This window comes from Micromonospora sp. WMMD708, from assembly GCF_049315245.1.
In the GTDB taxonomy this organism is placed as follows: domain Bacteria; phylum Actinomycetota; class Actinomycetes; order Mycobacteriales; family Micromonosporaceae; genus Micromonospora; species Micromonospora wenchangensis.
This window is the reverse complement of the sequence record NZ_CP186060.1, coordinates 6,545,325-6,570,821: the sequence shown is the minus strand read 5'-3', so window position 1 is coordinate 6,570,821 and position 25,497 is coordinate 6,545,325. Positions and strand designations below refer to the sequence as shown.

Sequence of the window (25,497 nt, the reverse complement as noted above, 5' to 3'; positions counted from 1 at the left end):
CGTCGTCCCCGGCGTCACGAGCGCCCGGGGCGGCACCCGTACAGGAGGAACCGATGGACTTCCGGCTCAGCGAGGAACACGAGGCGCTGCGGGACAGCGTGCGGGACTTCGCCCGCGAGGCGGTCGCCCCGGTGATCGCCGAGCACTACGAGCGGCACACCTTCCCGTACGAGATCGTCCGGCAGATGGGCAAGATGGGGCTGTTCGGCCTGCCCTTCCCCGAGGAGCACGGCGGCATGGGCGGTGACTACTTCGCGCTCTGCCTTGCCCTGGAGGAGCTGGCCCGGGTCGACTCCAGCGTGGCGATCACCCTGGAGGCGGCGGTCTCCCTCGGCGCGATGCCGATCCACCGGTTCGGCACCGACGAGCAGCGGGCCCGCTGGCTGCCGAAGTTGCTCAGCGGCGAGGCCCTCGCGGGGTTCGGGCTGACCGAGCCGGGCACCGGCTCCGACGCGGGCGGCACCCAGACCCGGGCCGTCCTGGACGGCGACGAGTGGGTGATCAACGGGTCGAAGGCGTTCATCACCAACTCGGGCACCGACATCACCGCGCTGGTCACCGTCACCGCGGTCACCGGCACCAACCCGGACGGCTCGAAGGAGCTGTCCACCATCATCGTGCCGTCGGGGACGCCCGGCTTCACCGTCGCGCCGGGGTACTCGAAGGTGGGGTGGAACGCGTCGGACACCCACGAGCTGACCTTCGACGACTGCCGGGTGCCGGTCGGGAACCTGCTCGGCGAGCGGGGCCGGGGCTTCGCCCAGTTCCTGCGGATCCTCGACGAGGGGCGGATCGCCATCGCCGCGCTGGCCGTCGGCCTCGCCCAGGGCTGCGTCGACGAGTCGCTGAAGTACGCGAAGGAGCGCCAGGCGTTCGGCCGGCCGATCGGCAACTACCAGGCGATCCAGTTCAAGATCGCCGACATGGAGCTGAAGGCGCACACCGCCCGGCTGGCCTACTACGACGCCGCCGCCCGGATGCTCGCCGGTGAGCCGTTCAAGCGGCAGGCGGCGATCGCCAAGCTGCACGCCAGCACCGTCGCGGTGGACAACGCCCGGGAGGCCACCCAGATCCACGGTGGCTACGGCTTCATGAACGAGTACCCGGTGGCCCGGTTCTGGCGGGACTCCAAGATCCTGGAGATCGGCGAGGGCACCTCCGAGGTGCAGCGCATGATCATCGCCCGCGACCTGGGCCTGTGACCGTACCCCCGCACGGGGTCCGCCCCCGGGCGGGAACGGTGCTCTGTCGGGTATCCGCAGCCCTTCGTCAGTAGCCCGACGAAGGGCTGCCCGGCGTCGTATCCCGTCCGTACCCTTCCTGCCCATGACCCCCGATCATGATCACTCGCCCGCGGGTGGTCGTACCCCGATCGGGGAGCTGGTGCGGGCCCACCGCCTGGCCGCCGGTCTCACCCAGACCGACCTGGCACAGCGGGCCGGGGTCGGCGTGCGGACGGTCCGCGACCTGGAACGCGGCCGGGCCCACCGGCCGCACCGCACCACCGCCGAGCTGATCGCCGGGGCGCTCGGCCTGACCGGCGCGGCGCGCGCCGGCTTCCTCGCCAGCGCCCGGGGCCGGGCGGTGGCCGTCCCGGCCGCCCCGGGCGTCGCCGGGCTGCCGCACCGCACACCCGCCGGCACCGTTCCCCGCGACCCCGACCTCCCGGGTACGCCGATGGCGCTGCCCCCGCCGGTCGAGCTGATCGGCCGGGAACGGGAACTCGACGAGCTGACCGCTCTGCTGACCGGCGACGGCTGGCCGCCGGTGCTGAGCCTGGTCGGCCTGGCCGGGGTGGGCAAGACCGCGCTCGCCCTGGCCCTGGCGCACGCGGTGGCCGACGCCCACCCGGGCGGGGTGGCCGGGGTGCTGGTCGGCACCGGCTCCGACGCCGGCGACGTGCTCGCCGCGGCGTGCGCGGTGCTCGGCGCGGCCCGGCTCGCCGAGCTGGCCGCCCGGCTGCGGGGCCGCCCGGCGCTGCTGCTGGTCGACGCGGTCGAACGGGCCCCGGACCCGGTGGCCGAGGCGGTGCACCTGCTGGTCGCGGCGGTGCCCACCCTGCGGGTGGTGGCGACCGGTCGGCACCCGGTCGGTGTCCCCGGCGAACTCGTCCGCCCGGTGGCCCCGCTGGAGGTGCCCCCCGCCGGGGTGGTCGACCCGGACGAGCTGGCCCGGTGGCCGGCGGCGGCCCTGTTCACCGCCCGGCTGACCCGGGTCCGCCCGGAACCACCCGGCCCGGACGAGTTGCCCGCCCTCACCGCGCTGGTCCGCCGGCTCGACGGCCTGCCGCTGGCGATCGAGCTGATGGCGGCCCGGGGTCGCATCCTCGACCTGCCCGAACTGCTCGACCGGTACGGCGACCGGGTGCTCGACCTGGCCGGCCCGGATCTCGGCGGGCGGGGGTGGGAGGCCGCGCCGCCGGGGCGTACCGACGACCCGGCCCGGTCCACGGTCGCGGTGACCCTGCGCGAGGCGGTCGCCACCAGCTACCGGCTGCTCGACGGGTGGGAGCAGGCGGCGCTGCGCCGGCTCTCGGTGTTCGCCAACCGGTGGTCGGTGGAGTTGGCCGAGGAACTGCTCGCCGACGACCCGGACCCGTCGGTGGTGGTCGACCCGGTGCCGCTGCTCGACCGGCTGGTCGAGTTGGGCCTGCTCAGCGTCCGGGGTGCCGGGCCACTGCGGTTCCGGCTGCTCGACGCGGTCCGTGAGTACGCCGTCGAGCAGGCCGCCGGCCGGGGCGAGTTGACCGCCGTCCGTCGCCGGCACGCCGTGGTGATCACCCGGTTGGTGACGCGTGTCGCACCGGACCTGGTCGGGGCGCGACAGCCGGCGGCCGTCCGTCAGCTCGACGAGGCGACCGGCGACATCGGCGCGGCGCTGGCGCACGCCGCCGGGGACGATCCGGTCACCGCGCTGCGGCTGGCCGCCGAGCTGAGCCGCTGGTGGCGGATGCGGGGGCGGGACGTCAGCGGCCGGCAGTGGCTCTGCCGGCTGCTCGCCGATCCCCGTACCGCCGACGCCGATCCGGTGCTGCGGGCCTGGGCGTTGCTCGGGGTGGCCCGGCTGGCCGCCGAGCACGGCGCGGCGGCGCAGGAGTTGCCGGCCGCCCGTGCCGCGCTCGCGGTGCTCGCCGGGCGGGCCGACGTGGCCGGGGAGTTGGCGGCGCGGACGGTCCTCGGCACCCTGCTGGTCGCGACCGGTGGGTACGACGAGGCGGCCGAGCAGGCGCACGCGGTGCTGACCCTGGCCACCCGGCACGGCCGGACCCGGGACATGGCGGTCGCCCAGCACCACCTGGCCTGGCACGAGGTCCGCCTCGCCGACCTGTCGGCGGCCCGGCGTCGGCTGGCCGCGGTGGACCGGCTGGCCGCCCAGTGCGGGGAGCCCCGGCTGCGCCTGCTGGCCCGTGCCGACCTGGCCGAGGTGGCCCGGTTGGAGGGCCGTCACGGTGACGCGGTGGACCAGGGCCGGCGGGTGGTCGCCGCGCTGGCCGGGGTGGGTGATCCGGGGCACCGGCGGCGGGTGCTCGGCACGGTGGGGCTGGCGTTGGCCCGGTCGGGTCGGCTGGACGAGGCCGCCGAGATCCTGGCCGAGCTGCGCTGCGACGGTCGTCCGTCACCGCCCGGGTCCCGGTCGGAGGCGGGCGTGGCCGGGGGGCGTCCGGGCGGGGGCGGGCCGGTGCGGGCGGAGGAGTCGGTCTGCGCGCTGATCGAGGGCACCATGGCCCAGCACCGGGGGGACCGGGAGTTGGCGGCGGAGTGGTTCGCGGTGGCGGAGGCTGCCGGTGCCGCCGGTCAGGACCGGCGGGACATGGTCGAAGCCCTGGTCGGGCTGGCCGTGAGCACCGGCTCCGCCGAGGTGCGGGAACGGCTGGCGCAGACGTGCCGACGCGGCGGCATCCGGTTGCTGCCGGACGAGGAACGCCTGCTGGGCTAGACGCGGGGGTGGCGCGAGCGAACGGGCCCCCTGGTCAAACCCCTCGCTCGATCGCTCGCGCCAGCACCCCCCGGTGCTCCCCCGCGCGATGAAGGCTAGCCAGCCGGGCCGTCCGTTTTGCGGCGATCGGCGGCTCTGTGACCGGTGGGTCCGACGAGTTCTGCCGCTTTTTCTGCCGGTCGTCCCGGCGTCCTGTTGGCGGGCGGTCAGCAGCGCGACGGCGGCTCGTCGGTCGGCGCCTGGTCGGTGCTGCCGGCGGTCGCCCCCGGGTGGACGGCGTCGCGTACCCGGCGCAGGCCCTCCAGCATGGCGGCGAGGGCGTCGGGTTCGAGCTGACCGGTGAACCACTGCTCGATGATCTGGAGATGGCCGGGCAGGGTCTCGTCCAGCCGCTGCATGCCGGCCGGGGTGACCACCGCGTACGAACTGCGCCGGTCGGACGGGCAGGCGCGACGCCGGAGCAGCCCGTCTCGCTCCATCCGGTCCACCACCCGGGTGACGCCGCTGGTGGACAGGGAGGTCTGGGCGGCAAGGTCGGTCATCCGCAGTTGGTTACCGGGGGAGCGGGCCAGGCGCATCAGCACCTCGAACTCGACCGCGGAGACACCGTGCTCCTCGTACTGGGCGGTGAACCGGGCGGTCAGCCCGGCGTGCGCCTCGACCAGGAGGCCGACGGCGGTGATCCGGGGGTCGTCGAACACAGTCTCGTCCACCTGGCCATCCTAACAGTGCTTGACACGGGGAATATTGCTGCGGCTATAGTTGCTCAGGCAGTCGTTGGGCTACTAAACAATCTTCCGGAGGGCAGTTACATGACCAGCACCGAGTCGGTTACCCGCGACTGGGACGGCCTCACCATCCCCGCCGCCGGCACCTACCTGCTGGACGCCGCGCACAAGCGGGTGGGCTTCGTCGCCCGGCACATGATGGTCAGCAAGGTACGCGGCGAGTTCGCCGACGCCACCGCCACCATCACCGTCGCCGAGGACCCGCTGCAGTCCTCGGTCACCGCCACCATCCAGGCCGCCAGCATCAACACCGCCCAGGCCGACCGGGACGGCCACCTGCGCAGCCCCGAGTTCCTCGACGTCGAGCAGTTCCCGACGCTGGAATACCGCAGCACCGCCGTGAAGTCCCACGACGGCAACGAGTTCGTCCTGCTCGGTGACCTGACCATCAAGGGCGTCACCCGCCAGGTCGAGCTGGAGGTCGAGTTCGAGGGTGTCGGCCGCACCCCGTTCGGCACCGACGTGTTCGGCTTCACCGCCAGCACCGAGATCGACCGCGAGGACTTCGGCCTGACCTGGAACGTCGCCCTGGAGACCGGCGGCGTGCTGGTCGGCAAGAAGATCAAGATCGAGATCGAGGGCGAGGCCATCCGGCAGGCCTGAGCCCGGCACGCCGAGGCCCCCGCTCACCGCGAGCGGGGGCCTCGGCGTCTGCGCGTGCGGATTGTCACTGGCCGGCGACGGCGACATCCGGTGCTGGTGGACGGCCGCTGGGTAGGAAAGCGGGACAGCGCATACCCGGTGGGCACTGGCCCCGGCGCGTGGGCGCTCTTATGGTGGTTCACACTGCGCGCCGGTACGGTCACCGTCCCGCGCGTCTCACGCCTGGAGGAAACATGGGTAGGGACGTCGAGCAGGGCGCGTTCTCCCGGGAGGACCGGGTCCGCTACCGGCAGAAGGTGCGGCGCTGCCTGGACGTCTTCGCGTTGATGCTCGACGACTTCGGCTTCGACGCCGACCGGCCGATGACCGGTCTGGAGATCGAACTCAACCTGATGGACCCGGACGCCGAACCGGCGATGCGCAACGACGAGATCCTCGCCGCCATCGCCGACCCGCTCTTCCAGACCGAACTGGGACAGTTCAACCTGGAACTGAACGCGGCACCCCGGCTGATCGAGGGGGCCGGCTTCGCCCACTACGAGACCGACCTGCGCAGCAGCCTCAACCGGGCCGACGAGCGGGCGGCCAAGTCGGACGCCCGGATCGTCATGGTCGGCATCCTGCCCACCCTGACCGAACGGCACCTGGTGGCCGACAACCTCTCCACCAACGAGCGGTACCGGGTGCTCAACGACCAGATCGTCGGCGCCCGGGGCGAGGACATCGAACTTGACATCAGGGGGGTCGAGCGGCTGCGGACGCACACCGACTCGATCGTCCCCGAGGCCGCCTGCACCAGCCTCCAGTTCCACCTCCAGGTCGCACCGGACAGCTTCGCCGACTACTGGAACGCCTCCCAGGCCATCGCCGGCGTCCAGGTCGCCGTCGGCGCGAACTCCCCGTTCCTCTACGGCCGGCAACTCTGGGCCGAAACCCGGATCGCCCTGTTCCAGCAGGCCACCGACACCCGCCCGGACGAGTTGAAGGCCCAGGGGGTACGCCCCCGGGTGTGGTTCGGTGAACGCTGGATCACCTCGATCTTCGACCTGTTCGAGGAGAACGTCAGGTACTTCCCGCCGCTGCTGCCGATCTGCGCGGACGAGGACCCGGTCGAGGTGCTGCACGCCGGGGGCGTCCCGCAACTGTCCGAGCTGCGGCTGCACAACGGCACCGTCTACCGCTGGAACCGCCCGGTGTACGACATCATGAACGGCCGTCCGCACCTGCGGGTGGAGAACCGGGTGCTGCCGGCCGGGCCGACCGTGGTCGACATGCTGGCCAACGCCGCCTTCTACTTCGGGCTGGCGCGCGGGCTGGCCGAATCCGACCGGCCGATCTGGAGCCAGCTCACCTTCAGCTCCGCTGAGGAGAACTTCCACGCCGCAGCCCGCCGGGGCATGGACGCCGTACTGCACTGGCCCCGCCTCGGCGAGGTGCCGGTCACCAAGCTGGTCCTCGACACCCTGCTGCCGAAGGCGGCCACCGGGCTGGACCGGTTCGGCGTCGCCCCCGCCGAACGGGACCGGCTGCTCGACATCATCGAGCAGCGCTGCCGTACCGGCCGCAACGGGGCGGTCTGGCAGACCGAGACGGTGTGGGCGGCGCAACGCCACCGCAACCTGGACCGGGACGCGGCGCTGCGCCACATGGCCAACCGGTACGCCGAACTCCAGCGCAGCAACGAACCGGTGCACACCTGGCCGGTGGACTGAGCCCACCCGACGGACCGGGCCACCCGGTGGGCGGGGCCACCCGGTGGGCGGGGCCACCCGGTGGGCGGGGCCGGCACCCGGCGTCACGTCCGGCCGGGGGCCGTCCCCCGGTCAGGGGGTGCGGCGTCCGGTGCGGGGCTTGGGCACCGGGCCCGGTCCCGTCGGCGCGTGCCCACCCCCCTGGTCGACACCCTGCTGCCCGCCGTCCGCCGAACCGGGGCGCTGGTCGGTGACCGGGCCGGCCGGGGCCGCACCGGACGGCGGAGCCGGCGGGGCACTGCTGCGACCCCGGCGGACCGGCCGGGCCCGGCCCACGGCCGGGGGCCGGGAATCGCCACCGGGTTCCGTCACCGGCGTCGGGGCATCCCCGGCCGCGTCGTCCGCCGGGCCGGGGGTGGCGGGCGGCCCGGGAGTGACCTCCGAGGTGTCGCCGGGGCCTGGGTGGTCGGCCGCCGGGTGATCCGCCCCCCGACCGGGGTCGTCTGGTTCGGAGGGTGCGGCGGTGCCGGCCGGCAGGTCGTCCGGTTCCCCGGTGCGGGGGTGCGGCACCGGGGGCGTGGTCCGTGCGGCGGCCCGTCGCTCGGCCCGCTGGGCGAGCGAGGCCACCAGCACCGAACCGGCCGCGCCGACGATGACCGCGTACGGCGCGACGAGGTGGGCCGAGACCTGGGCCGGGGAGATCGTGGCCAGCCGGGGCACGGCGAGGAAGTAGGCGACCGCGACGAGCAGCGGCCCGGCGGCCCCGGAGACCACCGCACCGAGCCGCAGCTCGGGCGTCCGGGCGGCCCGTCGGGCGGCCGACGCGCCGATCAGCAGGGCCGAGCCCAGGGCGAGCAGTGCTCCGGGCCAGTAGAGGTGGTCCCGCCACCAGAACCGGGGGCTGTCCTGGGCGATCTGCCAGATGCCGAGCTGGGCGCTGGTCAGTCCCCGACCGGCGAGTACCCCGTCGACGACGGAGACGACGGCCAGCAACCACAGCCAGCCGACGGTGGCGATCACGTTCGTCGCGGCGGCCCGCGAGTGCAGCGCCCAGACCGCGACCACCAACCCCACCAGTACACCCACCCCGGCGTAGCCGGCCGCGACGGTCTGCGGCGAAAAGGTCTCCGGTACGGAGGCGGCCCGGGACGGCACCGCGACCAGCAGGACGGTGATCAGCGCGCCGACCGCGCCCGCGACCGCGAGGGTGACCCGGTGCAGGGTGCCACCTGCGGCGACGTCCCCGCTGCGTTCGTGCAGCCGTTGGGCGCAGACCGCCCCGGCGACGGTGGAGACGGCGGCGATCCAGGTCGCCCAGGCGAGGCTGGCGAACCAGGACGGCTCGGTGGCGCCGGCGTCGGCCGGCGCCCAGTTGATGATGCCCAGGCCGTAGCCGAAGCCCAGCTGCGCGGCGCCCACACCGGCGGCGACGCCCAGCGCGGTGAGCACCGATCCTCCCCAGCCCCGTCCCGCCATGCCGGGACTGTAGCGTTCCCTGGTCGAGGCGGCGAGTCGGACGAGCGCCGCAGCACGGCCGGTGACCGCTGGGCAGCGGCCGGTACCGTTTCGGGGACGAGGCGGGGGAGCGGCATGGACGACGACGAGTACACCGGACAGGACACTGCGGACCGGGACCGGCCGGGCCGGGGCAGGCTGCTGCTCGGCGGCGCCCTGGCGACGGTCCTGCTGGCCGCCGTCGGGGGCACCGTCGGGTGGGTGCTGGCCGACCCCGGCGACCCGGAGACCGGCACCACCCCGGCAGCGGCGGCCAGCGGACCGTCCACCCCGGTCGACGAGCCGACCACCGCCGGACCGACCGCCGTGCGGACCACCACCCCGCCGCCACCCGCCGCCCCCGGTGGCGGGCTGACCGTGCCCCGGCTGGTCGGGCTCGACTTCGAGAAGGCGCGGGACACCCTGCACGACCGCAAGCTCGGCTGGCGGCTGGTGTTCGGCACCGGGTCGGGCCGGACGGTGACCCGTACCGTGCCCGCCCAGGACACGTCGGTGAAGCCGGGCACCACCGTGCGGGTGGAGGTCAGCGGGCCGGCACCCGAGGTCGAGGTGCCGGACCTGGTCGGCGAGGACTGCGACGACGCCGCCGACGAACTGGGCGAGGTGGGCCTGTTCCCCCGGTATCCCACCGGCAACCGTGGCGAGGTCACCGCCCAGGTGCCTGCGGCCGACGCGACCGCACACTGGAACGACCAGGTCGCCATCTCCTGCGGTGACCGACCGACGCCGACCGCCGAGCCGACACCGACGCCGACGCCCTGACGGGCGGGTCGCCGCGCCGGTACCGGTGATGACCGGCGTCGGCCGCTACCGTGGTGGGGCGAGTGCCACGACCGCCGCGCCGGCCCGGGGCCTCGCCCGGTGGGTCGAGCGCCCGCCGTCCGCCAGGTGGCGAGAGGACGTGCGATGAGCGACGACCGCCAGGACCCACCCGCCGACGACGCGACCCGCCCACTACCCCGTCCACCCGACGACGCGACCGCCCGGCAGGAGCCGGTGGACGCGACCCGCCCGCTGCCGGCGGCCGACGGACCGCCGCCGCCCGGTGCGACGGACGCGCCGGTCTGGTCCGGCCGGGCCGGGGTGCCACCGGCACGGGCGAACGACCAGCGTGAGCCGGCCGAGTGGTACGCCGAGGAGCAGCGCGGCCGACGCTGGTGGACGCCGATCCTGCTGGGCGTGCTCGGGCTCGTGCTGCTCGGGCTCGTCGGGTTGGGGATCTGGCTGGTCCTGCGGGCGGTGGACACCTCGCCGGACAGGACACCGACCCCACCGCCGACGGCCGTGCCGACGACGGGCGCCGCCCCGACCACCGCACCACCCAGCACCCCGCCGACCACCGGGCCGCCGACGACCCCACCGACCACGGCGCCGACGACCGAGGCCGCCGGAATTCCGGTGCCGCCGCTGGTCGGCCTCTCCCAGGAGACGGCGGAGACCCTGCTGGGGCGGCTCGGGTTGTCCTCCCGGGTGCAGACGCGGGAGTCGGACCGGCCGCCCGGCACCGTCCTGTCCACCGATCCGGGTGCGGGTCAGACGGTGTCGCCGGGGGACGAGGTGACCCTGGTGGTGGCCGCCGAGCCGTCGGCGTCGCCGTCCGGCACCGCCACCCCGACCGCCACCCCCACCGGGTGACCCGCCCGGCTCACCACATCCGGCGTCTGGCCCCCACCATGCCCAGACCGGCCAGGGAGATGGCCAGCCCGAGCAGGCCGGAGTAGAACAGTGACCGGGCGACGGTCTGCCGGTCGTCCGACGGGTTCCGGGGCTGGGCGAGCGCGGACGCACCGCCACCGCCGACGCCTGACTGCGCGGTCCCCGGACCGGCGGCGGCACCTCCACCGGGACCGGCCGCCGGGTCGTCCCCGGTCGCCGGGTCGTTCTCGATCCGCGGAGCGTCCCCGGGCGGGTCTTCGGCCCCGCCGATGTCTGCCCCGAGCGGGGTGCGGGTACGCCCGTCGGTAGGTGGGGCCGGATCGGGCTGTGTACCGTCGGCGTCGTCGGTGACCGGGGCGTCGGTGGACTCGGCCACGGTGATCTCGGGGGCCGGCACCGGCTCGGCGAGCCGGGTGGCCGACTCGGCCGGGTAGCGGGTCACCACCACGAGGGTGAGGACCACGCCGATCAGGGCCAGCAGCCCGAATGCGGGTCTGAGGCGGGACCTGTGGTGCCGCCGCGCGGCGGGCAGATAGACCATGGCCATCCCAGGTTCAGGGGCCGGATACGCGCGGGGTGGAGACTTCGCCGGGGTGGGCGTACCGATTCTATGGTGGCGGCACGCCCTCCGGCCGGGTATTCGGGGAGTCAGCCCACCGCGATCGGTGCGCGGTTGACCGGTCGGCGCGACCGTGCGGTGTGCTGACGGGGTACGGCCGCGGCCCGCAGCTGCGTCAGCCCGGCCCGCTGGACGAAGATCGAGCGGCGGCTGACCGCGTCGCCTGCGGCGTTGAGCTGGTAGCCGTCGAGCCAGAGCCAGCCGTCGTACGTCGGCCAGTCGAGCACCCGGATCACCCGGAAGGTGATCGGTCGGAGGAACTGCACACTGGCGGCGCGGGTCACGTGCAGAACGTCACCGGAGCGGGGAAGCACATGGGCTCCTGGGAGGATATGGCCGGCGTCGCGGGGCCGGTCGGTGCGGAACGGGGACGGATGCGGGTCCGGCGACGGGGTTGTGCCTCGCGGGCCGGTGCTCGATGTGGTGCTGGCCGGGGGCGTACCCGCTGGTGGTGGATCGCGCCACCCGGCCATCACCCGGCTGCTCACGGGTGTTACCGCTCCCACCGCCGCAGCCTTCGGGCGTGCAGCGGCGGGGTCATCAACCCGGGGCGGGCCTCGTGGATTCCTGCGGCCCGGGGCATCCATCCGGCCGGACGAGCCCGGTGCGGTGATCACACCGGGAAATCGACCGGGAACGGTGAGTGACTCGAACCATACGGACAGAGTGCATCAGTGTGATGCGGGATGCAAGTTGCACGTCGACTTTTGCCGATACGTGAGGGCGACACGTGAACCGGGCGCTTGATCACGCCGTCTCCGGAGCGGCACACTGGACGCGGTTCCGCCCGCCGCGGCCGGTCGACGACCGGTTCCACCCCTTGCCGCGAACGATCGCCCGCCGTCCGTCGGTCGCGCCCCCGGCGGGTGTGGACGCAGGCGCGACCGACCGGAGGTAACCGGGTGAGCGCGAGGCACCAGCTTCCCCCGTCATCGGCACCTGGGGCGACGCGATGAGCGAACGGCGGAGCCCCACCATCCGGCGTCGTCGGCTCGGGGCCGAGCTGCGCCGCCTGCGCGACGGTGCCGGCATCACCATAGAGGTCGTCGCCGAGCAACTGGAGTGTTCCGCCTCCAAGATCTCGCGGATCGAGACCGGCCACACCTCCGTCACGCCCCGTGACGTGCGGGACATGCTCCGCATCTACGGGGTGGTGGGCGCGGAGAGCGAGGAACTGGTGCAGATCGCCCGCGAGGCGCGGCAGAAGGGGTGGTGGCACCCCTACAGCACCGTGCTCGTCGGGGCGTACGTCGGCCTGGAGGCGGCGGCCGACTCCATCCGCGCGTACGAGCAGCAGGTCGTGCCCGGTCTGCTGGAGACCGAGGAGTACGCCAGCGCGATGATCCAGGCGGCCCGCCCGGACTTCACCGCCGACCAGGTGCAACAACGGGTGCGTGTCCGACTGGGCCGTCAGTCGTTGTTGACCCAGGACGATCCGGTCGATCTGTGGGTGGTGCTCGATGAGGCGGTGTTGAGTCGGCCGGTGGGCGGTGACGTGGTGATGCGGAACCAGCTCAGGCGGCTGGTGGAGGTGGCCGAACTGCCGAACGTGACGTTGCAGGTCCTGCCCTTCGAGGTGGGGGCGCACGCCGGCATGGACGGGACCTTCACCATTCTCAGCTTTCCCGAATCGGTTGATCCGGATGTCGTGTACGCGGAGAACGCCACGGGTGGGCTCTTCCTGGAGAAGAGCGACGAGCTACAGAAGTACAGCTTCATCTTCGATCACATTCGAGCAGCAGCCCGGGAGCCGGAGGAGTCCATAGCACACATCGCAGAACTGGCAGAGGAGCCGTTGTGGAAATGGCGACCAAGAGGTTCCCCGAGGACCTGACGCAGGCGACCTGGTTCAAGAGCTCGAAGAGTGGGCCGAACTGTGACAACTGTGTCGAGGTGGCGTACGTGATCGGGGCGGTCGGGGTACGGGACTCGAAGGACAAGACAGGTCCCGCCCTCGTATTCGCCCCCGGGGAATGGAACGCCTTCGTCGCCGACGCTCGGAACGGCGCGTTCGGCCAACACTGACCAACGCAGCGTGGCGTTGACCGCGGGCCGGTCGGGGACAGTCCCCGGCCGGCCCGTCGCCACTTCCGCCCCGGGTCGTTGAACCCCTCGGTACGGCGCTGGTCGACGATCCGCCGCAGGTGGCGGCAACCGAGCGAGGCAGGCGATACGCAGATGACGACGATCGGCTCAGACAACCTCACCCACGGCCCCGGCAAGACCGAACGGTTCGGCGGGAAGTACCGCAGTGCCCGGCGCGACACGATGCTCACCGAGGTGGGTGCCGGTGACCCCGAGTCGGGCCGCGACGGTTACCCCGGGTCCGAGCACGGTGGACCCCTGTCGCTGCCCTCGTCCCACCAGGGCCCGTTCGCCGAGCCGTCGTTCCGACCGGCCGGCTGGCCCATGGAGCCCTCCGAGCCGCTGATCGACCACCCGCTGCTGCGGGGCCTGCTGCTGGAACTGCCGCCCAAGGGCAGCGTCCCGCCGCCCGGCTGGCTGGACCGGTGGTTCGAGGCGACCCGGGCGATCCTGGAACTGCTATACGTGCAGGGAGCCGGCTGCGGCCGATGAGGCGGGCAGCCCGGCCAGAGCGGGGCGGGTGCCCGGCAGGGTCCGCTCGGCGAGCCGGTTGTGCCGCAGCCCGTGGCGCACCCCGATGGCGAGGATGGCCAACCCACCGACGGTGAGCGCCACCCCGGTGACCCCGTTGCCGGCGCTGAGATCGAGCCCACCGGCCCGCAACAGGCCCGGCAGGGTGGCCAGCGCGGTCACCTGCACGGGCAGGCCGATCAACGGGTGACCGGCGGCGGCCCGCAGGCCGTACGGCGCGGGGGTCTCCGGCGCGGCGGTGAACGCGCCCGCCCCGGCCCGCAGCCTGCGCACCCGGCGCACCGTGCAGGCGGCCACCGCGAGCGCCGGCACCGCCACCAGCGGGAGCTGCCCGGCGGCCCGGTCGACCGGGGTGTCCCCGCCGCTGATCGTGCCGGCGACCAGCACCGTCGCGGTCAGCGCGAGCCCGGCCACGGAGAGGCCGAGCAGCCATCCGGTACGCCGTCGCAGGGCGCGGGCCCGGTCCAGCCGGGGGAGGCCGTCCGCCACGACGCCGGTGGCGAGCCAGACGGCGGCGATCGACAGCAGCACGATGAGATGCCCAACCATGGACACAGCCTTGCCCACAACGGCGGGCGGCGAATCCGGGACGAGCCCCTGTTCCCACCCCGGAGCATCCCGTAGGGGTGGCCGGGTCCCGGCCGGTCGGCCCCACGGTACGGAACCGACCGGGTCGTCGTACCGGCCGGTCGTCCGTCGTGGACGGATCAGACCGCGAAGGTGGCCGGCCGTTCGGTGGCCGGGGCCGGCGGACGGGCCTTCCACAGTCCGGTCTTCTGGCCGGCCAGGCGGGTCAGGTAGGCCGGGTTGAGGATGACGTACCGCCGCCAGAGCCGCTTCGGCTCCAGGCCGAGCCGCCAGAACCACTCCAGGCCGGCCCGCTGCATCCACGGCGGCGGCTGCCGGAGCAGGCCGGCGTGGTAGTCGAAGGCCGCGCCGACGGCCATCAGTGGCATGTCCAGCAGGGGCCGCATCGCGTACGTGAAGACCTCCTGGCGGGGGCAGCCCAGGCCGACCAGGACGAGCCGGGCGCCGCTGGCCCGGATCCGGTCGGCGATCTCGACGTCCTCGCCGGGCTGCACCGCGCGGAACTTCGACGGCTCCACCCCGGCGATCTTCAGGGCCGGGAACATCCGCTCCAGCGCCGGGATGAGCTTCGCCAACGTCTCCTCGGTCGAGCCGTACAGGTAGACCGGAAGGCCCTCGTCGGCGAAGCGGCGCAGTACGTGCAGGGTCAGCGTCGGGCCGTAGACCCGGTCGGTCAGCCCGGCGTGGTGCAGCAGGTTGAGCGCCCAGCGCACCGGCTGGCCGTCCGGGGTGACCACGTCGAAGGAGTTGAGCCGGGCGTTGTGCGCCGGGTCGAGCACCCCGGTCATCACGCCGTGCACGGCCAGCGCGGTCAGCGCCAGTGGCCGGCGGTCCCGGGCCGCCGCGACCACCTGCTCGGTCGCCGAGGCGTAGTCGGTGGCGTCGACCAGGACGCCGAGGACGTTCCGCTTGCCCTGCCCGGTCATGCCCCCGGCACCCACTTGTCGACGTTGGCCTGGTAGATCTCCCGCATGATCATGGGTACGTCGTAGACCTGCTTCCAGCCCGGGTAGTCGGCCTGGAACGCCTCGTTCGAGCCGATCCACCACTTGTGGTCGCCGATCCGGTTCGCGTCGACGTACTCGGTGATCATCTCCTGGCCGGTGATCTCCTCGGCCAGGGCGAACGCCTCCCGGTTGGAGGTGTTGGAGTGCCGGCCGCCGCCCAGGTTGTAGACCGCCGCCGAGCGCGGCTCCCGGAAGAACGCCTCGAACGCCGACACCACGTCCGAGCTGTGGATGGCGTCGCGCACCTGCTTGCCCTGGTACCCGAAGATCTTGTAGGTGCGGCGTTCCATGTTGGCCCGCATCACGTACCCGAGGAAGCCGTGCAGCTCGGTCGCCGAGTGCGCCGGGCCGGTCAGCGTGCCGCCCCGGAAACAGGCCGTCCGCATGTCGAAGTAGCGGCCGTACTCCTGCACCATCACGTCGGCGGCGACCTTGGAGGCCCCGAAGACCGAGTGCAGGCAGGCGTCGATCGACATGTCCTCGCGGATGCCCTGCTCGTACGGGTGCCCCGGCTCGATCTCCCACCGGGTCTCCTGCTCCACCAGCGGCAGGCTGTTGGGGCGGTCGCCGTAGACCTTGTTCGTCGAGCAGTGGATCACCGGCGCGTCGATGCAGTGCTCCCGCACGTTCTGCAGGATGTTGAGGGTGCCGCCGGCGTTGACGTCGAAGTCGGTGAACGGGTCCCGCACCGCCCAGTCGTGCGAGGGCTGGGCGGCGGTGTGGATCACCACGGCGATGTCCCGGCCGTACCGGGCGAAGAGCTTGCCGAGGGTGTCCCGGTCGCGGATGTCGATGCTGTGGTGCGCGTACGCCGACCCCAGCTCGTCGGTCAGCCGCCGTACGTTCCACGCGGTCGAGGCCTCGGCGCCGAAGAACTCCTGCCGCATGTCGTTGTCGATGCCGACCACGTCCAGGCCGAGCCCGGCGAAGTGCCGGACCGCCTCGGAACCGATCAGACCGCCCGACCCGGTCACCAACGCGACACTCACACGACACTCCTGGTCAAGGTAGGAGGCTGGAAAAAACCATCGGAGCATAGCCTGACGTCCGGTACGCCCCGATACGAAGTGAGGGCCCCGCTACTGCGGAGCCCTCGTCTGGTGGTGGGGATGGGGGGAGTTGAACCCCCACGTCCTTTCGGACACACGGACCTGAACCGTGCGCGTCTGCCATTCCGCCACATCCCCGTGGCACGACCCTCGAACGTCGTAGTTCGCGTCGAACCCGCCGTCTCCGGCGGGCCCGGAACATCCTACCCGGTCCTGCGGTCTCGCCTCGACCGGTTACCGTTCCTACGAGCGGTCACCCTTCGTGGCGGACGAAAGAGTAGCACGGTCCGGAGGGCCGCTCCGAACGGGCCGCCGCGCGGTGGCCGAGCGGCGCGCGAGCTGCATGCGCGCCGTCCAGATACCATCATGTCCTCGGGACCCGAGGAGGAGCCGGTGAGCGTGCTGCAACGCTTCGAGAAGCGTCTGGAAGGCCTGGTAGAAGGGGCCTTCGCCAAGGTCTTCAAAGGGGTGGTCCACCCCGTGGAGATCCTCAACGCCATGCAGCGGGAGGCCGAGGCGCACAAGGCCATCCTCGCTGGTGGCCGCACCCTGGTGCCGAACCGCTACGTGATCGATCTCTCCCCGTACGACCACAGCCGGTTGGCGCCGTACGCCGCCGCCCTGGCCCAGGAGCTGGCCCAGTCGCAGGCGGAGTTCATCGGCGAGCAGGCGTGGACGGTCTACGGCGACGTGATCGTCGAGGTCGAGCGCGGCGAGGGGCTGGACACCGGCATGTTCCGGGTCACCGCCGAGGTCTACACCGGCGGCGAGGTCGCTCCGGTCTCCTCCCCGGGCGGCTACGACCCCGGTCCGCCGGCCTACCCGTCGTACGACCAGGGGGGCGGCTACGGCCCGCCGCCCGGCCACGGCGGCGGTGCGCGCAACGTCCGGCTGGTCTCCGGTGACGGCCGTACCTATCCGTTGCAGATGGGCTCGACCGTGATCGGCCGGGGCGACCAGGCCAACCTGCGCCTGCCCGACGTCGGGATCTCCCGCCGGCACGCCCGGCTGGACTTCGACGGCGGCCAGGTGGTGCTGACCGACCTCGGGTCGACCAACGGCACGATGGTCAACGGCCAGCGGGTCTCGGCCGTCGCCCTGAACCCGGGCGACATGATCCAGCTCGGCACCACGACGCTGACCTTCCGCGTGGACGGCTGACCCGCCTTGCCGGAACTCGTCATCACCGTCGCCCGGTTCGGGTTCCTCATCCTGCTGTGGATCTTCGTGTTCACGGTGGTCGGTGTCATCCGTCGGGATCTCTTCGCGGGTGCCCGGTCGGGGCGGCTGGTGGCCGCGCCGCGCGCGGTCGGGGCCTCCACCCAACAGCAGGCGGCGAAGCCGGCGAAGGTGAAACGGGGCCGCGCCGCCCACCAGTTGGTGGTCACCGCCGGCCAACTCGCCGGCACCCGGATCACCCTCGGCGAAGCGCAGATCACCATCGGCCGTGCCGAGGACTCCACCCTCGTCATCACCGATGACTACGCCTCCGCCCGGCACGCCCGGCTGGTGCCCCGGGACGGGCAGTGGTTCGTCGAGGATCTCGGTTCGACTAACGGCACGTACCTCGATCGCGCTAAGGTCACCGGACCAACCCCCGTCCCCCTCGGCGTGCCGATCCGTATCGGCCGCACCTCTCTCGAATTACGGCCATGACTCTGACCCTGCGCTATGCGGCCCACAGCGACCGCGGTCTGATCCGAGACGGAAACCAGGACTCCGTCTACGCCGGGCCGCGGCTACTCGCCGTCGCCGACGGCATGGGCGGCATGGCCGCCGGTGACGTCGCCAGCAACATCGTCATCGGTGCCATGGCGCCGCTCGACGAGGACGTCCCGGGGGACGCGCTCGTCGACGCGCTGCGATCGGCCGTGGGCACCGCCAACCAGCAGCTCCGCGACACGGTGGACGCCAACCCGCAGCTGGAGGGGATGGGCACCACGCTCACCGCGACCCTCTTCTCGGGCAGCAAGCTCGGCATGGTCCACATCGGTGACTCGCGGGCCTACCTCCTGCGCAACGGTGAGTTCTCCCAGATCACCAAGGACGACACCTACGTCCAGATGCTCGTCGACGAGGGGCGGATCAGCGCGGAGGAGGCGAGCAGCCACCCCCAGCGCTCGCTGCTCACCCGTGCCCTCGACGGCCGGGACATCGACCCGGAGTACAGCGTCCGGCAGGTGCTGCCGGGCGACCGCTACCTGATCTGCAGCGACGGCCTCTCCGGCGTGGTCAGCGCGGAGACCATCGGCGACAGCCTCCGCGAGTACACCGATCCGCAGCAGTGCGTCGAGCGGCTGGTGCAGCTCGCCCTGCGCGGCGGCGGCCCGGACAACATCACCGTGATCATCGCGGACGCCACCGACCAGGACATCGTCGAGGCGAGCCCGATCGTCGGCGGGGCCGCGGCCCGGGACCGGGGCATGGCCACCGCCGCCGACGACTCGACCCCGGCCGCCCGCGCCTCGGCGCTGTCCGCGCCGCGCCCGCCCGCGCCGGAGGAGCCGGCGGCCAACCGGGACGACGACCCGGAACGCCCGCGCCGGCCGCTGCGTACCGCGGCGATGCTGGCGGCCCTGCTGGTCATCCTCGGCGGCGGCCTCTTCGCCGGCTGGAGCTACACCCAGCGGCAGTACTACGTCGGGGCGACCGACAGCGGGCAGCTCGCGGTCTTCCGCGGGGTCCCCGGCCAGGTGGCCGGCCTCGACCTGTCCAGCGTGCACTCGACCAGCCAGGCCAAGCTCGACGATCTCACCCTGGCCGCCCAGGAGCAGGTCAAGCAGGGCATCCAGGCCAAGAGCCGACCGGACGCGCTGCGCCGGCTGGCCGAACTGACCAGTGACGACCCGACCAACCCGAACCTGAAGCCGGTCTGCCCGCCGGTACCCTCGCTGGTCACCGGCTCACCCGTGCCGGCGAACCCGTCGGCACCGGCCGTCCCGGGCTCACCCAGCCCCGGCGTGACCGGGGTCCCGGGCGCCACCGGCACTCCCACGCCGCCCACCACACCCGACGCCTCGGTCTCCGACGCGGTTCCGCCGGCCGGAGACCCGGCGGGCTGCCGGTCGCCCGAGTGACCGTCGGCTGAGATCCGAGGGACACCTCCTTGACCGCAGCGGCCCACCCGGTAGTCTCGCCCGCCACGACGGGCGAGCGGCCCGGCGTACGTCTGGCGCGGTCCCGGCGTAACGCCGAACTGTCCCTGCTGGTGCTGGCGATGGTGCTGGTGGCCGCGTACGGGGCGATCGTCGAGGCGAACCTGCTCGACACCGTCACCCGCGACTTCTGGATGCCGGCCGCCGCGCTCGGGCTGGTCTTCCTCGGCATGCACCTGGTGATCCGGTGGCTCGCGCCGTTCGCCGATCCGGCCCTGTTGCCGGCGGTCGCCCTGCTCAACGGCATCGGGGTGGGTTTCCTGCGCCGGCTCGACCTCGGCAAGGCGGCCCCGGCCGAGCGGGAGACGCTGGCCATCTTCGCCGGCACCGGCGGGCGGCAGCTCGCCTGGACGCTGGCCGCGGTGATCCTCGCCGCCGGCCTGCTGGTGTTGATGCGCGACCACCGGGCGGTCTCCCGGTACGCGTACACGCTGGGGCTGGCCGGCATCGTGCTGGTGATGATCCCGGCGGTGCTGCCCGGCCGGTTCTCCGAGATCAACGGCGCGAAGCTGTGGATCAGGGTGGGTGGGTTCAGCATCCAGCCCGGTGAGTTCGCCAAGCTGGCGCTGCTGGTCTTCTTCGCCTACTACCTGGTCCGCAAGCGTGAGGTGCTGTCACTGGCCAGCCGCCGCATCCTCGGCATCGACTTCCCGCGCGGTCGGGATCTCGGCCCGGTGCTCGGGGTGTGGCTGATCAGTCTGCTGGTCCTGGTCTTCGAGAAGGACCTCGGCACCTCGCTGCTGTACTTCGGCATGTTCGTGGTGACCCTCTACATCGCCACCGAACGGGTCAGTTGGCTGCTGATCGGTCTGGTCCTGTTCTTCGGCGGCGCCTACCTCGCCTACGTGCTGGGCGGCACGGTGGGTGGCCCGTTCGCCAACTTCTACACCCGTGCCGAAATCTGGCTCGACCCGTTCGCCGAGCCGTACGACCGGGGCTACCAACTGGTGCAGGGGCTGCTCGGCCTGGGCAGTGGTGGCCTGTTCGGCTCCGGGCCGGGTGCCGGGGAGCCGCTGGAGATCCCCGAGGTGCAGAACGACTTCATCTTCGCCGGCATCGGTGAGGAGATCGGCCTGTTCGGGTTGACCGCCCTGCTGGTGGTCTACCTGCTCATCGTCGAGCGGGGGCTGCGGGCCGGGCTGGCGGTGCGGGACTCGTTCGGCAAGCTGGTCGCCGGTGGTCTCGCCTTCACCCTGGGCCTACAGGTGTTCGTGATCGTCGGCGGGATCAGCAAGCTCATCCCGCTGACCGGTCAGACCACCCCGTTCCTGTCCGCCGGTGGTTCGTCGTTGATGGCGAACTGGCTGCTCATCGCGGTGCTGCTGCGCATCTCCGACGCCGCCCGGCGGCCGGTGGCCCAGGGCGGCGGCCCGGCGGGCCGACCCGGTGGCGGGCCGCCGGAACAGCTGCACGGTGCTCCCACGGAGGTGATCCGCCCGTGAACGCGCCCCTGCGCCGCGTCGGCGTCGTCGTCATGGTCCTGTTCGGGCTGCTCTTCGCCAACCTGAACTGGATCCAGGCCTACAAGGCGGACGAATACCGCAACAGCGACTACAACGGCCGGGTCCAGGTGGCCGAGTACGAGCGTCGGCGGGGCAACATCGAGGCCGGCGGCACCGCCGTGGCCACCAGCAAGGAAACCGGCGGCAAGCTGCGGTTCCAGCGCAGCTACCCGGCGGGGACGAAGTACGCGCACGTGCTCGGTTACAAGCCGGTCAACCTGGCCGACACCGGCATCGAACGGCTGGAGAACGACTTCCTCGCCGGCACCAGCGACGCCCTGCTCGGCAACCGGATCAAGGACATGTTCACCGGCGACGAGAGCGGCGGCGGCAACGTGCTGCTGAGCATCTCCAAACGCGCCCAGGACACCGCGTACGAGCAGTTGCGCAACAACCGCAACGGGGTGAAGAAGGGCGCGGCGATCGCCATCGACCCGCGTACCGGTGCGGTGCAGGCGCTGGTCTCGATGCCCAGCTTCGACCCGAACCCGCTGGTCGACCACGACACCAACGTGGCTTCGGCGGCCTACAACAAGTACGAGCAGGACCCGGACGGCCCGCTGAAGAACCGGGCGCTGTCGGAGACCCTGCCACCCGGCTCCACCTTCAAGATCGTGATCGCCGCCGCCGCGCTGGAGAACGGGGTCGGCAAGGACACCGAGATCCCGGCCGGGCCGAGCTGGACCCCGCCGACGTCGGGCACGGAGATCCGCAACGCCGCCGCGTCGATCTGCCCGGAGGCGCAGGTCACCCTGATCGACGCGGTCACCGAGTCGTGCAACACCGGCTTCGCCCAGCTCGGCGTCCGGCTCGGTGCGGACACGGTGAAGGAGAAGGCCCGGCAGTTCGGCTTCGAGCAGGACGACCTCACCGTCGGGCAACTCGGCGAGGGGGGCCTGCCGGTGGCGGCCAGCCGGACCGGCGACATGCAGAACCCCGACGGCGGCACCGACCCCGCCGCGCTGGCGCAGTCATCGATCGGCCAGAACAACGTCCGGATGACCCCGTTGCAGGGGGCGCTGATCGCCGGCTCGGTCGCCAACAAGGGTCGGCAGATGCGCCCCTACCTGGTCAAGCAGCTCCTCGGGCCGGACCGCACCACCAGCTACTACAACGCCCAGCCCCGGGAGCTGCGCCAGCCGGTCAGCGGCCAGGTCGCCGACGACCTGCGGGACATGATGGTCAGCGTGGTGAAGAACGGCACCGGCAGCTCGGCGGCCATCGACGGCTACACCGTCGGCGGCAAGACCGGCACCGCCCAGTCCGCGCCGGACCGCCCCGACCACGGCTGGTTCATCGGCTTCGCCCTGGACAAGAACGGCAACGCCGTCTCCGCGGTCTGTGTGGAGCTGGAGCAGGCCGGCAGCGGCGGCAGCGCCGAGGCGGCCCGGATCGGTGGCAAGATCATGCAGGCGGCCATCGCCGATGCGGGGGGCCGCTGACATGCTCAGCCCCGGGGTGCAGCTCGGCAACCGCTACCGTCTCGACGAGCGGATCGCCAGCGGCGGCATGGGCGACGTGTGGCGCGGCACCGACCAGGTGCTGGGCCGTACGGTCGCGGTGAAGAGCCTGCTCCCGGCACTGCTCGACGAGCCCGGCTTCGCCGAACGGTTCCGCGGCGAGGCGCGCACCATGGCCACCATCAACCACCCCGGCGTGGTCGACGTCTACGACTTCGGCAGCGACCAGGAGATCGCCTTCCTGGTGATGGAGTACGTCGAGGGTGACGCCCTGTCGGCGACGCTCAGTCGGGTCGGCCGGCTCACCCCGGCCCGGACGATGGCCCTGCTGGCCCAGGCCGCCGACGCGCTGCACGCCGCCCACGAGAAGGGCATCGTGCACCGCGACGTCAAGCCGGGCAACCTGCTCGTCCGGCCGAACGGCACGCTGGTGCTGACCGACTTCGGCATCGCCCGGTCCGAGCTGGTCGGCCAGCTCACTGCCGCCGGGTCGGTGCTCGGCACCGCCTCGTACATCTCCCCCGAGCAGGCCACCGGCGCGGTCGCCACGCCCGCCTCCGACGTCTACGCCCTCGGTGTGGTGGCCTACCAGTGTCTCGCCGGCCGGCGGCCCTTCGAGGGTGACAACCCGCTCGAAATCGCGATGAAGCACGTGCGGGACACTCCCCGGCCGCTGCCCGGGGACATCCCGCCCCAGGTCAAGGCGATCGTGGAGCGGGCGATGGCCAAGGAGCCCGGCCACCGCTGGCCCAGTGCCGCCGCCCTGGCCTCCGTCGCCCGGCAGGCCAAGCAGGCCCTGTCCCAGCAGGCCCGCGCCGGTGGCGGACACCCCGGCCCGGTCTCCGGTGGCCCGGTCTCCGGGGCGCCGGCCTCCCCGGCCGGCCCGATGGCCCGCGCCCAGGTGCCCGCCGTACCCCGGCAGCAGCCCGGCGCGCCGGTCCACCCGCACCGGCCGGCGGTCAGCGGGCAGGCGCGGCCCCCGATCAGCGGGCAGGCCCGACCGCCGATGGGGGGACAGGCCCGGCCGCCGGTCGCGGCCCGGCACCCGCAGCCGCCGCCGGTGACCCCGCAGCGTCCGCCGGTCCAGGCCACCCCGATGACCCGGCCCTACCCGCAGCAGCCCCGTGGGGCGGCTTCCGTGCCGCCCGCCCAGTTGCGTGCCGACCGGCCCGGGTACGCCCGACAGCCCCTCCCGCCCCCCGCCCCACCTGCCCGTTCACGGTCCGGCATGGTGACCCTGGCGATCCTGCTGGCGGTGCTGGTGCTGGTCTGCTCCGGTGTGCTCGCGTACGCGAGCCGGCAGGGCAACCTGGCCACCGACCCAGGTGCGCCGGGTACGACGTCCGGCGCGCTGAGTGCCCTCGGACGCGACGATCCGGCCGGGACGTCGTACCGTCGGGTGGTACGGCTCGGACCGGGTGCCGGCGAGACGACGACGAGCGAAGGACGACGAACGCGATGACAGCCCAGGCCCGCCTGCTCGGTGGCAGGTACCAGGTCGGCGAGCTGCTCGGTTACGGCGGCATGGCCGAGGTGCACCGCGGTCGGGACCTCCGGCTCGGTCGGGACGTCGCGATCAAGATGCTCCGGACGGACCTGGCCCGGGACGCGACCTTCCAGATGCGGTTCCGGCGGGAGGCGCAGAACGCCGCCTCGCTGAACCACCCGGCGATCGTCGCCGTCTACGACACCGGCGAGGAGACCGCCCCGACCGGGGAGACCCTGCCGTTCATCGTGATGGAGTTCGTGAACGGGCGGACCCTCAAGGAGGTCCTCGGCGTCGAGGGGCGGCTCCAGCCGCGCCGGGCGCTGGAGATCTGCGCCGACATGTGCGCGGCCCTGGAGTTCAGCCACCGGCACGGGATCATCCACCGGGACATCAAGCCCGGCAACGTGATGCTGACCCAGACCGGCCAGGTCAAGGTGATGGACTTCGGCATCGCCCGCGCGCTGGCCAGCGGCGCCACCACGATGACGCAGACCAGCGCGGTGATCGGCACGGCCCAGTACCTCTCCCCCGAGCAGGCGCGCGGCGAGGCCGTCGACGCCCGCTCCGACGTGTACGCCGCCGGCTGCGTGCTGTTCGAGCTGGTCTGCGGCCACCCGCCGTTCGTCGGTGACAGCCCGGTCAGCGTGGCGTACCAGCACGTGCGGGAGGCCCCGCCGACGCCGAGCGACATCAACCCGGACGTCACCCCGGCGATCGACGCGATCGTGCTCAAGGCGCTGTCGAAGAACCCGCTCAACCGTTACCAGAGCGCCGGTGAGATGCGGGCCGACCTGCTCCGCGCCGCCGCCGGCCGCCCGGTGATGGCCACCCCCGTCCTGAGCCAGGACGAGACGACCCCGATGGCCGCGGCGGCGAGCGGTTACCCGACGCAGGTGGTCGGCCAGCAGACCCGGCAGATCCCGGCCCGGGTCGGTGACCCGCAGCGGCGCAAGAGTTCGGCGTGGGTGATCGCGGCGTTCGCGGCGGTCGGTGTCCTGGCGGTGATCGCCCTGGTCGCGGCGCTGCTGATGAACGGTCAGGAGCCGAAGAAGAGCCCGGTGCCCGATCTGGCAGGCAAGACGCAGGACGTCGCGTTCGCCGAGATCCGCAACTCCGGTCTGGTGCCGGCGACCGGTGACCAGGTCTTCGACAGCACCTGCAAGGTGGGCACCGTGGTCAGGCAGGACCCGCCGGCCGGCACCGCGCTGGAGGAGAACGGCCAGGTGACGGTGAGCCTGTGCGGCGGCAAGCCCGAGGTCAGCATCCCCAACGGCCTCAAGGGCAGCAAGGTCGAGAGCGCCGAGACCCGGCTCAAGGACGACAAGTTCAAGGTCAAGGTCGTGCCGAAGGACAGCGAGGAGAGCGAGGGCATCGTCCTCGACGTATCCCCGCCCGAGGGCGAAAAGGTGGCGGAGGGCACCGAGGTGACCCTCACCGTCTCCCGGGGCAACGTCCGGGAGGTGCCGGACGTCGAGGACCTCAGCCAGGCGGAGGCCACCCGGACCCTGCAGAACGCCGGGTTCAAGGTCAACCCGGAACTCGGCTCGGAGGTGCCGGCGGACGAGGCCGGCAAGGTGCAGAGCCAGAACCCGAAGGCCGGCACCAAGAAGGCCAAGGGGAGCACGGTCACCATCGTGGTGAGCGTGCCGGAGGTTACCGAGTCGCCGACGCCGCCGACGCCGACCACGCCGGCGCCGACCACCACGCCGCCCGGCGACGGCACGGGTGGCGGGTTCCCGCTACCCACCCCACCGTTCCGCAACGACGGCGACTGACCCGTACCCCCGCTCAGCCGGCCCGGTCCGCAGTGACCGGGCCGAGCC

Annotated in this window: 23 protein-coding genes and 1 tRNA gene; 16 read left to right on the top strand and 8 right to left on the bottom strand. The window is 73.0% G+C overall.

Annotated features, from left to right (window positions below; all coding sequences use genetic code 11):
• Window positions 1-53 precede the first annotated feature (53 nt).
• Both ACN260_RS29175 and ACN260_RS29170 read left to right on the top strand, forming a co-directional pair.
• Window positions 54-1,202: an acyl-CoA dehydrogenase family protein gene (locus tag ACN260_RS29175; protein ID WP_422753970.1), complete on the top strand. Its 1,149-nt coding sequence runs from the start codon at window positions 54-56 to the stop codon at window positions 1,200-1,202.
• A gap of 124 nt (window positions 1,203-1,326) precedes the next feature.
• Window positions 1,327-3,936 carry an ATP-binding protein gene (locus ACN260_RS29170; RefSeq protein ID WP_422753969.1) on the top strand — a complete coding sequence of 870 codons (2,610 nt, stop codon included), beginning with the start codon at window positions 1,327-1,329 and terminating at the stop codon, window positions 3,934-3,936.
• A 206-nt stretch (window positions 3,937-4,142) separates the two neighbouring features.
• Here the strand turns inward: ACN260_RS29170 and ACN260_RS29165 are convergent, their stop codons facing one another.
• On the bottom strand, window positions 4,143-4,649 hold the full coding sequence (locus ACN260_RS29165; RefSeq protein WP_422753968.1) for a MarR family winged helix-turn-helix transcriptional regulator: 507 nt from the start codon (window positions 4,647-4,649) through the stop codon (window positions 4,143-4,145).
• A 99-nt stretch (window positions 4,650-4,748) separates the two neighbouring features.
• On the opposite strand from ACN260_RS29165, the gene ACN260_RS29160 reads away from it, so the two are divergent.
• Together ACN260_RS29160 and ACN260_RS29155 are read left to right on the top strand one after the other, a co-directional pair.
• Entirely contained in the window at window positions 4,749-5,327 is a 579-nt protein-coding gene (locus ACN260_RS29160) for a YceI family protein (protein ID WP_088645742.1), read from the top strand.
• A gap of 233 nt (window positions 5,328-5,560) precedes the next feature.
• Window positions 5,561-7,039, top strand: coding sequence for a glutamate--cysteine ligase (locus tag ACN260_RS29155; RefSeq protein WP_422753967.1), 1,479 nt, complete (start codon window positions 5,561-5,563; stop codon window positions 7,037-7,039).
• A gap of 111 nt (window positions 7,040-7,150) precedes the next feature.
• On the opposite strand, the gene ACN260_RS29150 is transcribed toward ACN260_RS29155, so the two are convergent.
• On the bottom strand, window positions 7,151-8,494 hold the full coding sequence (locus tag ACN260_RS29150; protein WP_422753966.1) for a hypothetical protein: 1,344 nt from the start codon (window positions 8,492-8,494) through the stop codon (window positions 7,151-7,153).
• Between the two features lie 114 nt (window positions 8,495-8,608).
• On the opposite strand from ACN260_RS29150, the gene ACN260_RS29145 reads away from it, so the two are divergent.
• Together ACN260_RS29145 and ACN260_RS29140 are read left to right on the top strand one after the other, a co-directional pair.
• The gene (locus tag ACN260_RS29145) at window positions 8,609-9,295 is read left to right on the top strand and encodes a PASTA domain-containing protein (protein WP_422753965.1); all 687 of its coding nucleotides are present in this window, start codon (window positions 8,609-8,611) and stop codon (window positions 9,293-9,295) included.
• Between the two features lie 144 nt (window positions 9,296-9,439).
• Window positions 9,440-10,168, top strand: coding sequence for a PASTA domain-containing protein (locus ACN260_RS29140; protein WP_422753964.1), 729 nt, complete (start codon window positions 9,440-9,442; stop codon window positions 10,166-10,168).
• Window positions 10,169-10,178: 10 nt separating this feature from the next.
• Here the strand turns inward: ACN260_RS29140 and ACN260_RS29135 are convergent, their stop codons facing one another.
• Entirely contained in the window at window positions 10,179-10,736 is a 558-nt protein-coding gene (locus ACN260_RS29135) for a hypothetical protein (protein WP_422753963.1), read from the bottom strand.
• Window positions 10,737-10,837: 101 nt separating this feature from the next.
• Window positions 10,838-11,122 (bottom strand): hypothetical protein, encoded by a 285-nt coding sequence (locus tag ACN260_RS29130; RefSeq protein WP_088645737.1) that lies wholly within the window; start codon window positions 11,120-11,122, stop codon window positions 10,838-10,840.
• A gap of 638 nt (window positions 11,123-11,760) precedes the next feature.
• Here ACN260_RS29130 and ACN260_RS29125 point away from each other — a divergent pair.
• From ACN260_RS29125 to ACN260_RS29115, 3 genes are all read left to right on the top strand, one after another.
• Window positions 11,761-12,642: a helix-turn-helix domain-containing protein gene (locus ACN260_RS29125; RefSeq protein WP_422753962.1), complete on the top strand. Its 882-nt coding sequence runs from the start codon at window positions 11,761-11,763 to the stop codon at window positions 12,640-12,642.
• The gene (locus ACN260_RS29120; protein WP_091253343.1) at window positions 12,612-12,833 is read left to right on the top strand and encodes a DUF397 domain-containing protein; all 222 of its coding nucleotides are present in this window, start codon (window positions 12,612-12,614) and stop codon (window positions 12,831-12,833) included. Before ACN260_RS29125 ends, ACN260_RS29120 begins: the two co-directional genes overlap by 31 nt.
• A gap of 153 nt (window positions 12,834-12,986) precedes the next feature.
• Complete coding sequence (locus ACN260_RS29115; protein ID WP_422753961.1) at window positions 12,987-13,385, top strand: hypothetical protein; 399 nt, start codon at window positions 12,987-12,989, stop codon at window positions 13,383-13,385.
• Here the strand turns inward: ACN260_RS29115 and ACN260_RS29110 are convergent.
• The 4 genes from ACN260_RS29110 to ACN260_RS29095 form a co-directional block, all read right to left on the bottom strand.
• The gene (locus ACN260_RS29110; protein WP_422753960.1) at window positions 13,353-13,973 is read right to left on the bottom strand and encodes a hypothetical protein; all 621 of its coding nucleotides are present in this window, start codon (window positions 13,971-13,973) and stop codon (window positions 13,353-13,355) included. The two genes, ACN260_RS29115 and ACN260_RS29110, sit on opposite strands and share 33 nt — an antisense overlap.
• A gap of 158 nt (window positions 13,974-14,131) precedes the next feature.
• Window positions 14,132-14,938 carry a WecB/TagA/CpsF family glycosyltransferase gene (locus ACN260_RS29105; protein WP_363789992.1) on the bottom strand — a complete coding sequence of 269 codons (807 nt, stop codon included), beginning with the start codon at window positions 14,936-14,938 and terminating at the stop codon, window positions 14,132-14,134.
• Window positions 14,935-16,056 (bottom strand): NAD-dependent epimerase/dehydratase family protein, encoded by a 1,122-nt coding sequence (locus ACN260_RS29100; RefSeq protein WP_422753959.1) that lies wholly within the window; start codon window positions 16,054-16,056, stop codon window positions 14,935-14,937. Before ACN260_RS29100 ends, ACN260_RS29105 begins: the two co-directional genes overlap by 4 nt.
• A gap of 64 nt (window positions 16,057-16,120) precedes the next feature.
• Window positions 16,121-16,206, bottom strand: a tRNA-Leu gene (locus tag ACN260_RS29095).
• A 228-nt stretch (window positions 16,207-16,434) separates the two neighbouring features.
• On the opposite strand from ACN260_RS29095, the gene ACN260_RS29090 reads away from it, so the two are divergent.
• Genes ACN260_RS29090 through pknB form a run of 7 tightly spaced genes read left to right on the top strand, consistent with a single transcriptional unit; the run spans window position 16,435 to window position 25,449 of the window.
• Window positions 16,435-17,229, top strand: coding sequence for an FhaA domain-containing protein (locus ACN260_RS29090; RefSeq protein ID WP_088645731.1), 795 nt, complete (start codon window positions 16,435-16,437; stop codon window positions 17,227-17,229).
• Window positions 17,230-17,235: 6 nt separating this feature from the next.
• Window positions 17,236-17,724, top strand: coding sequence for an FHA domain-containing protein FhaB/FipA (locus ACN260_RS29085; protein ID WP_088645730.1), 489 nt, complete (start codon window positions 17,236-17,238; stop codon window positions 17,722-17,724).
• Window positions 17,721-19,145: a PP2C family protein-serine/threonine phosphatase gene (locus ACN260_RS29080; RefSeq protein ID WP_422753958.1), complete on the top strand. Its 1,425-nt coding sequence runs from the start codon at window positions 17,721-17,723 to the stop codon at window positions 19,143-19,145. Before ACN260_RS29085 ends, ACN260_RS29080 begins: the two co-directional genes overlap by 4 nt.
• A gap of 29 nt (window positions 19,146-19,174) precedes the next feature.
• Window positions 19,175-20,665 carry an FtsW/RodA/SpoVE family cell cycle protein gene (locus tag ACN260_RS29075; protein ID WP_422753957.1) on the top strand — a complete coding sequence of 497 codons (1,491 nt, stop codon included), beginning with the start codon at window positions 19,175-19,177 and terminating at the stop codon, window positions 20,663-20,665.
• Window positions 20,662-22,167: a peptidoglycan D,D-transpeptidase FtsI family protein gene (locus tag ACN260_RS29070; RefSeq protein WP_422753956.1), complete on the top strand. Its 1,506-nt coding sequence runs from the start codon at window positions 20,662-20,664 to the stop codon at window positions 22,165-22,167. Before ACN260_RS29075 ends, ACN260_RS29070 begins: the two co-directional genes overlap by 4 nt.
• A gap of 1 nt (window position 22,168) precedes the next feature.
• Complete coding sequence (locus ACN260_RS29065; protein ID WP_422753955.1) at window positions 22,169-23,647, top strand: protein kinase domain-containing protein; 1,479 nt, start codon at window positions 22,169-22,171, stop codon at window positions 23,645-23,647.
• Window positions 23,644-25,449, top strand: a complete 1,806-nt coding sequence (gene pknB, locus ACN260_RS29060; protein ID WP_422753954.1) for a Stk1 family PASTA domain-containing Ser/Thr kinase — start codon at window positions 23,644-23,646, stop codon at window positions 25,447-25,449. Before ACN260_RS29065 ends, pknB begins: the two co-directional genes overlap by 4 nt.
• Window positions 25,450-25,497 lie beyond the last annotated feature (48 nt).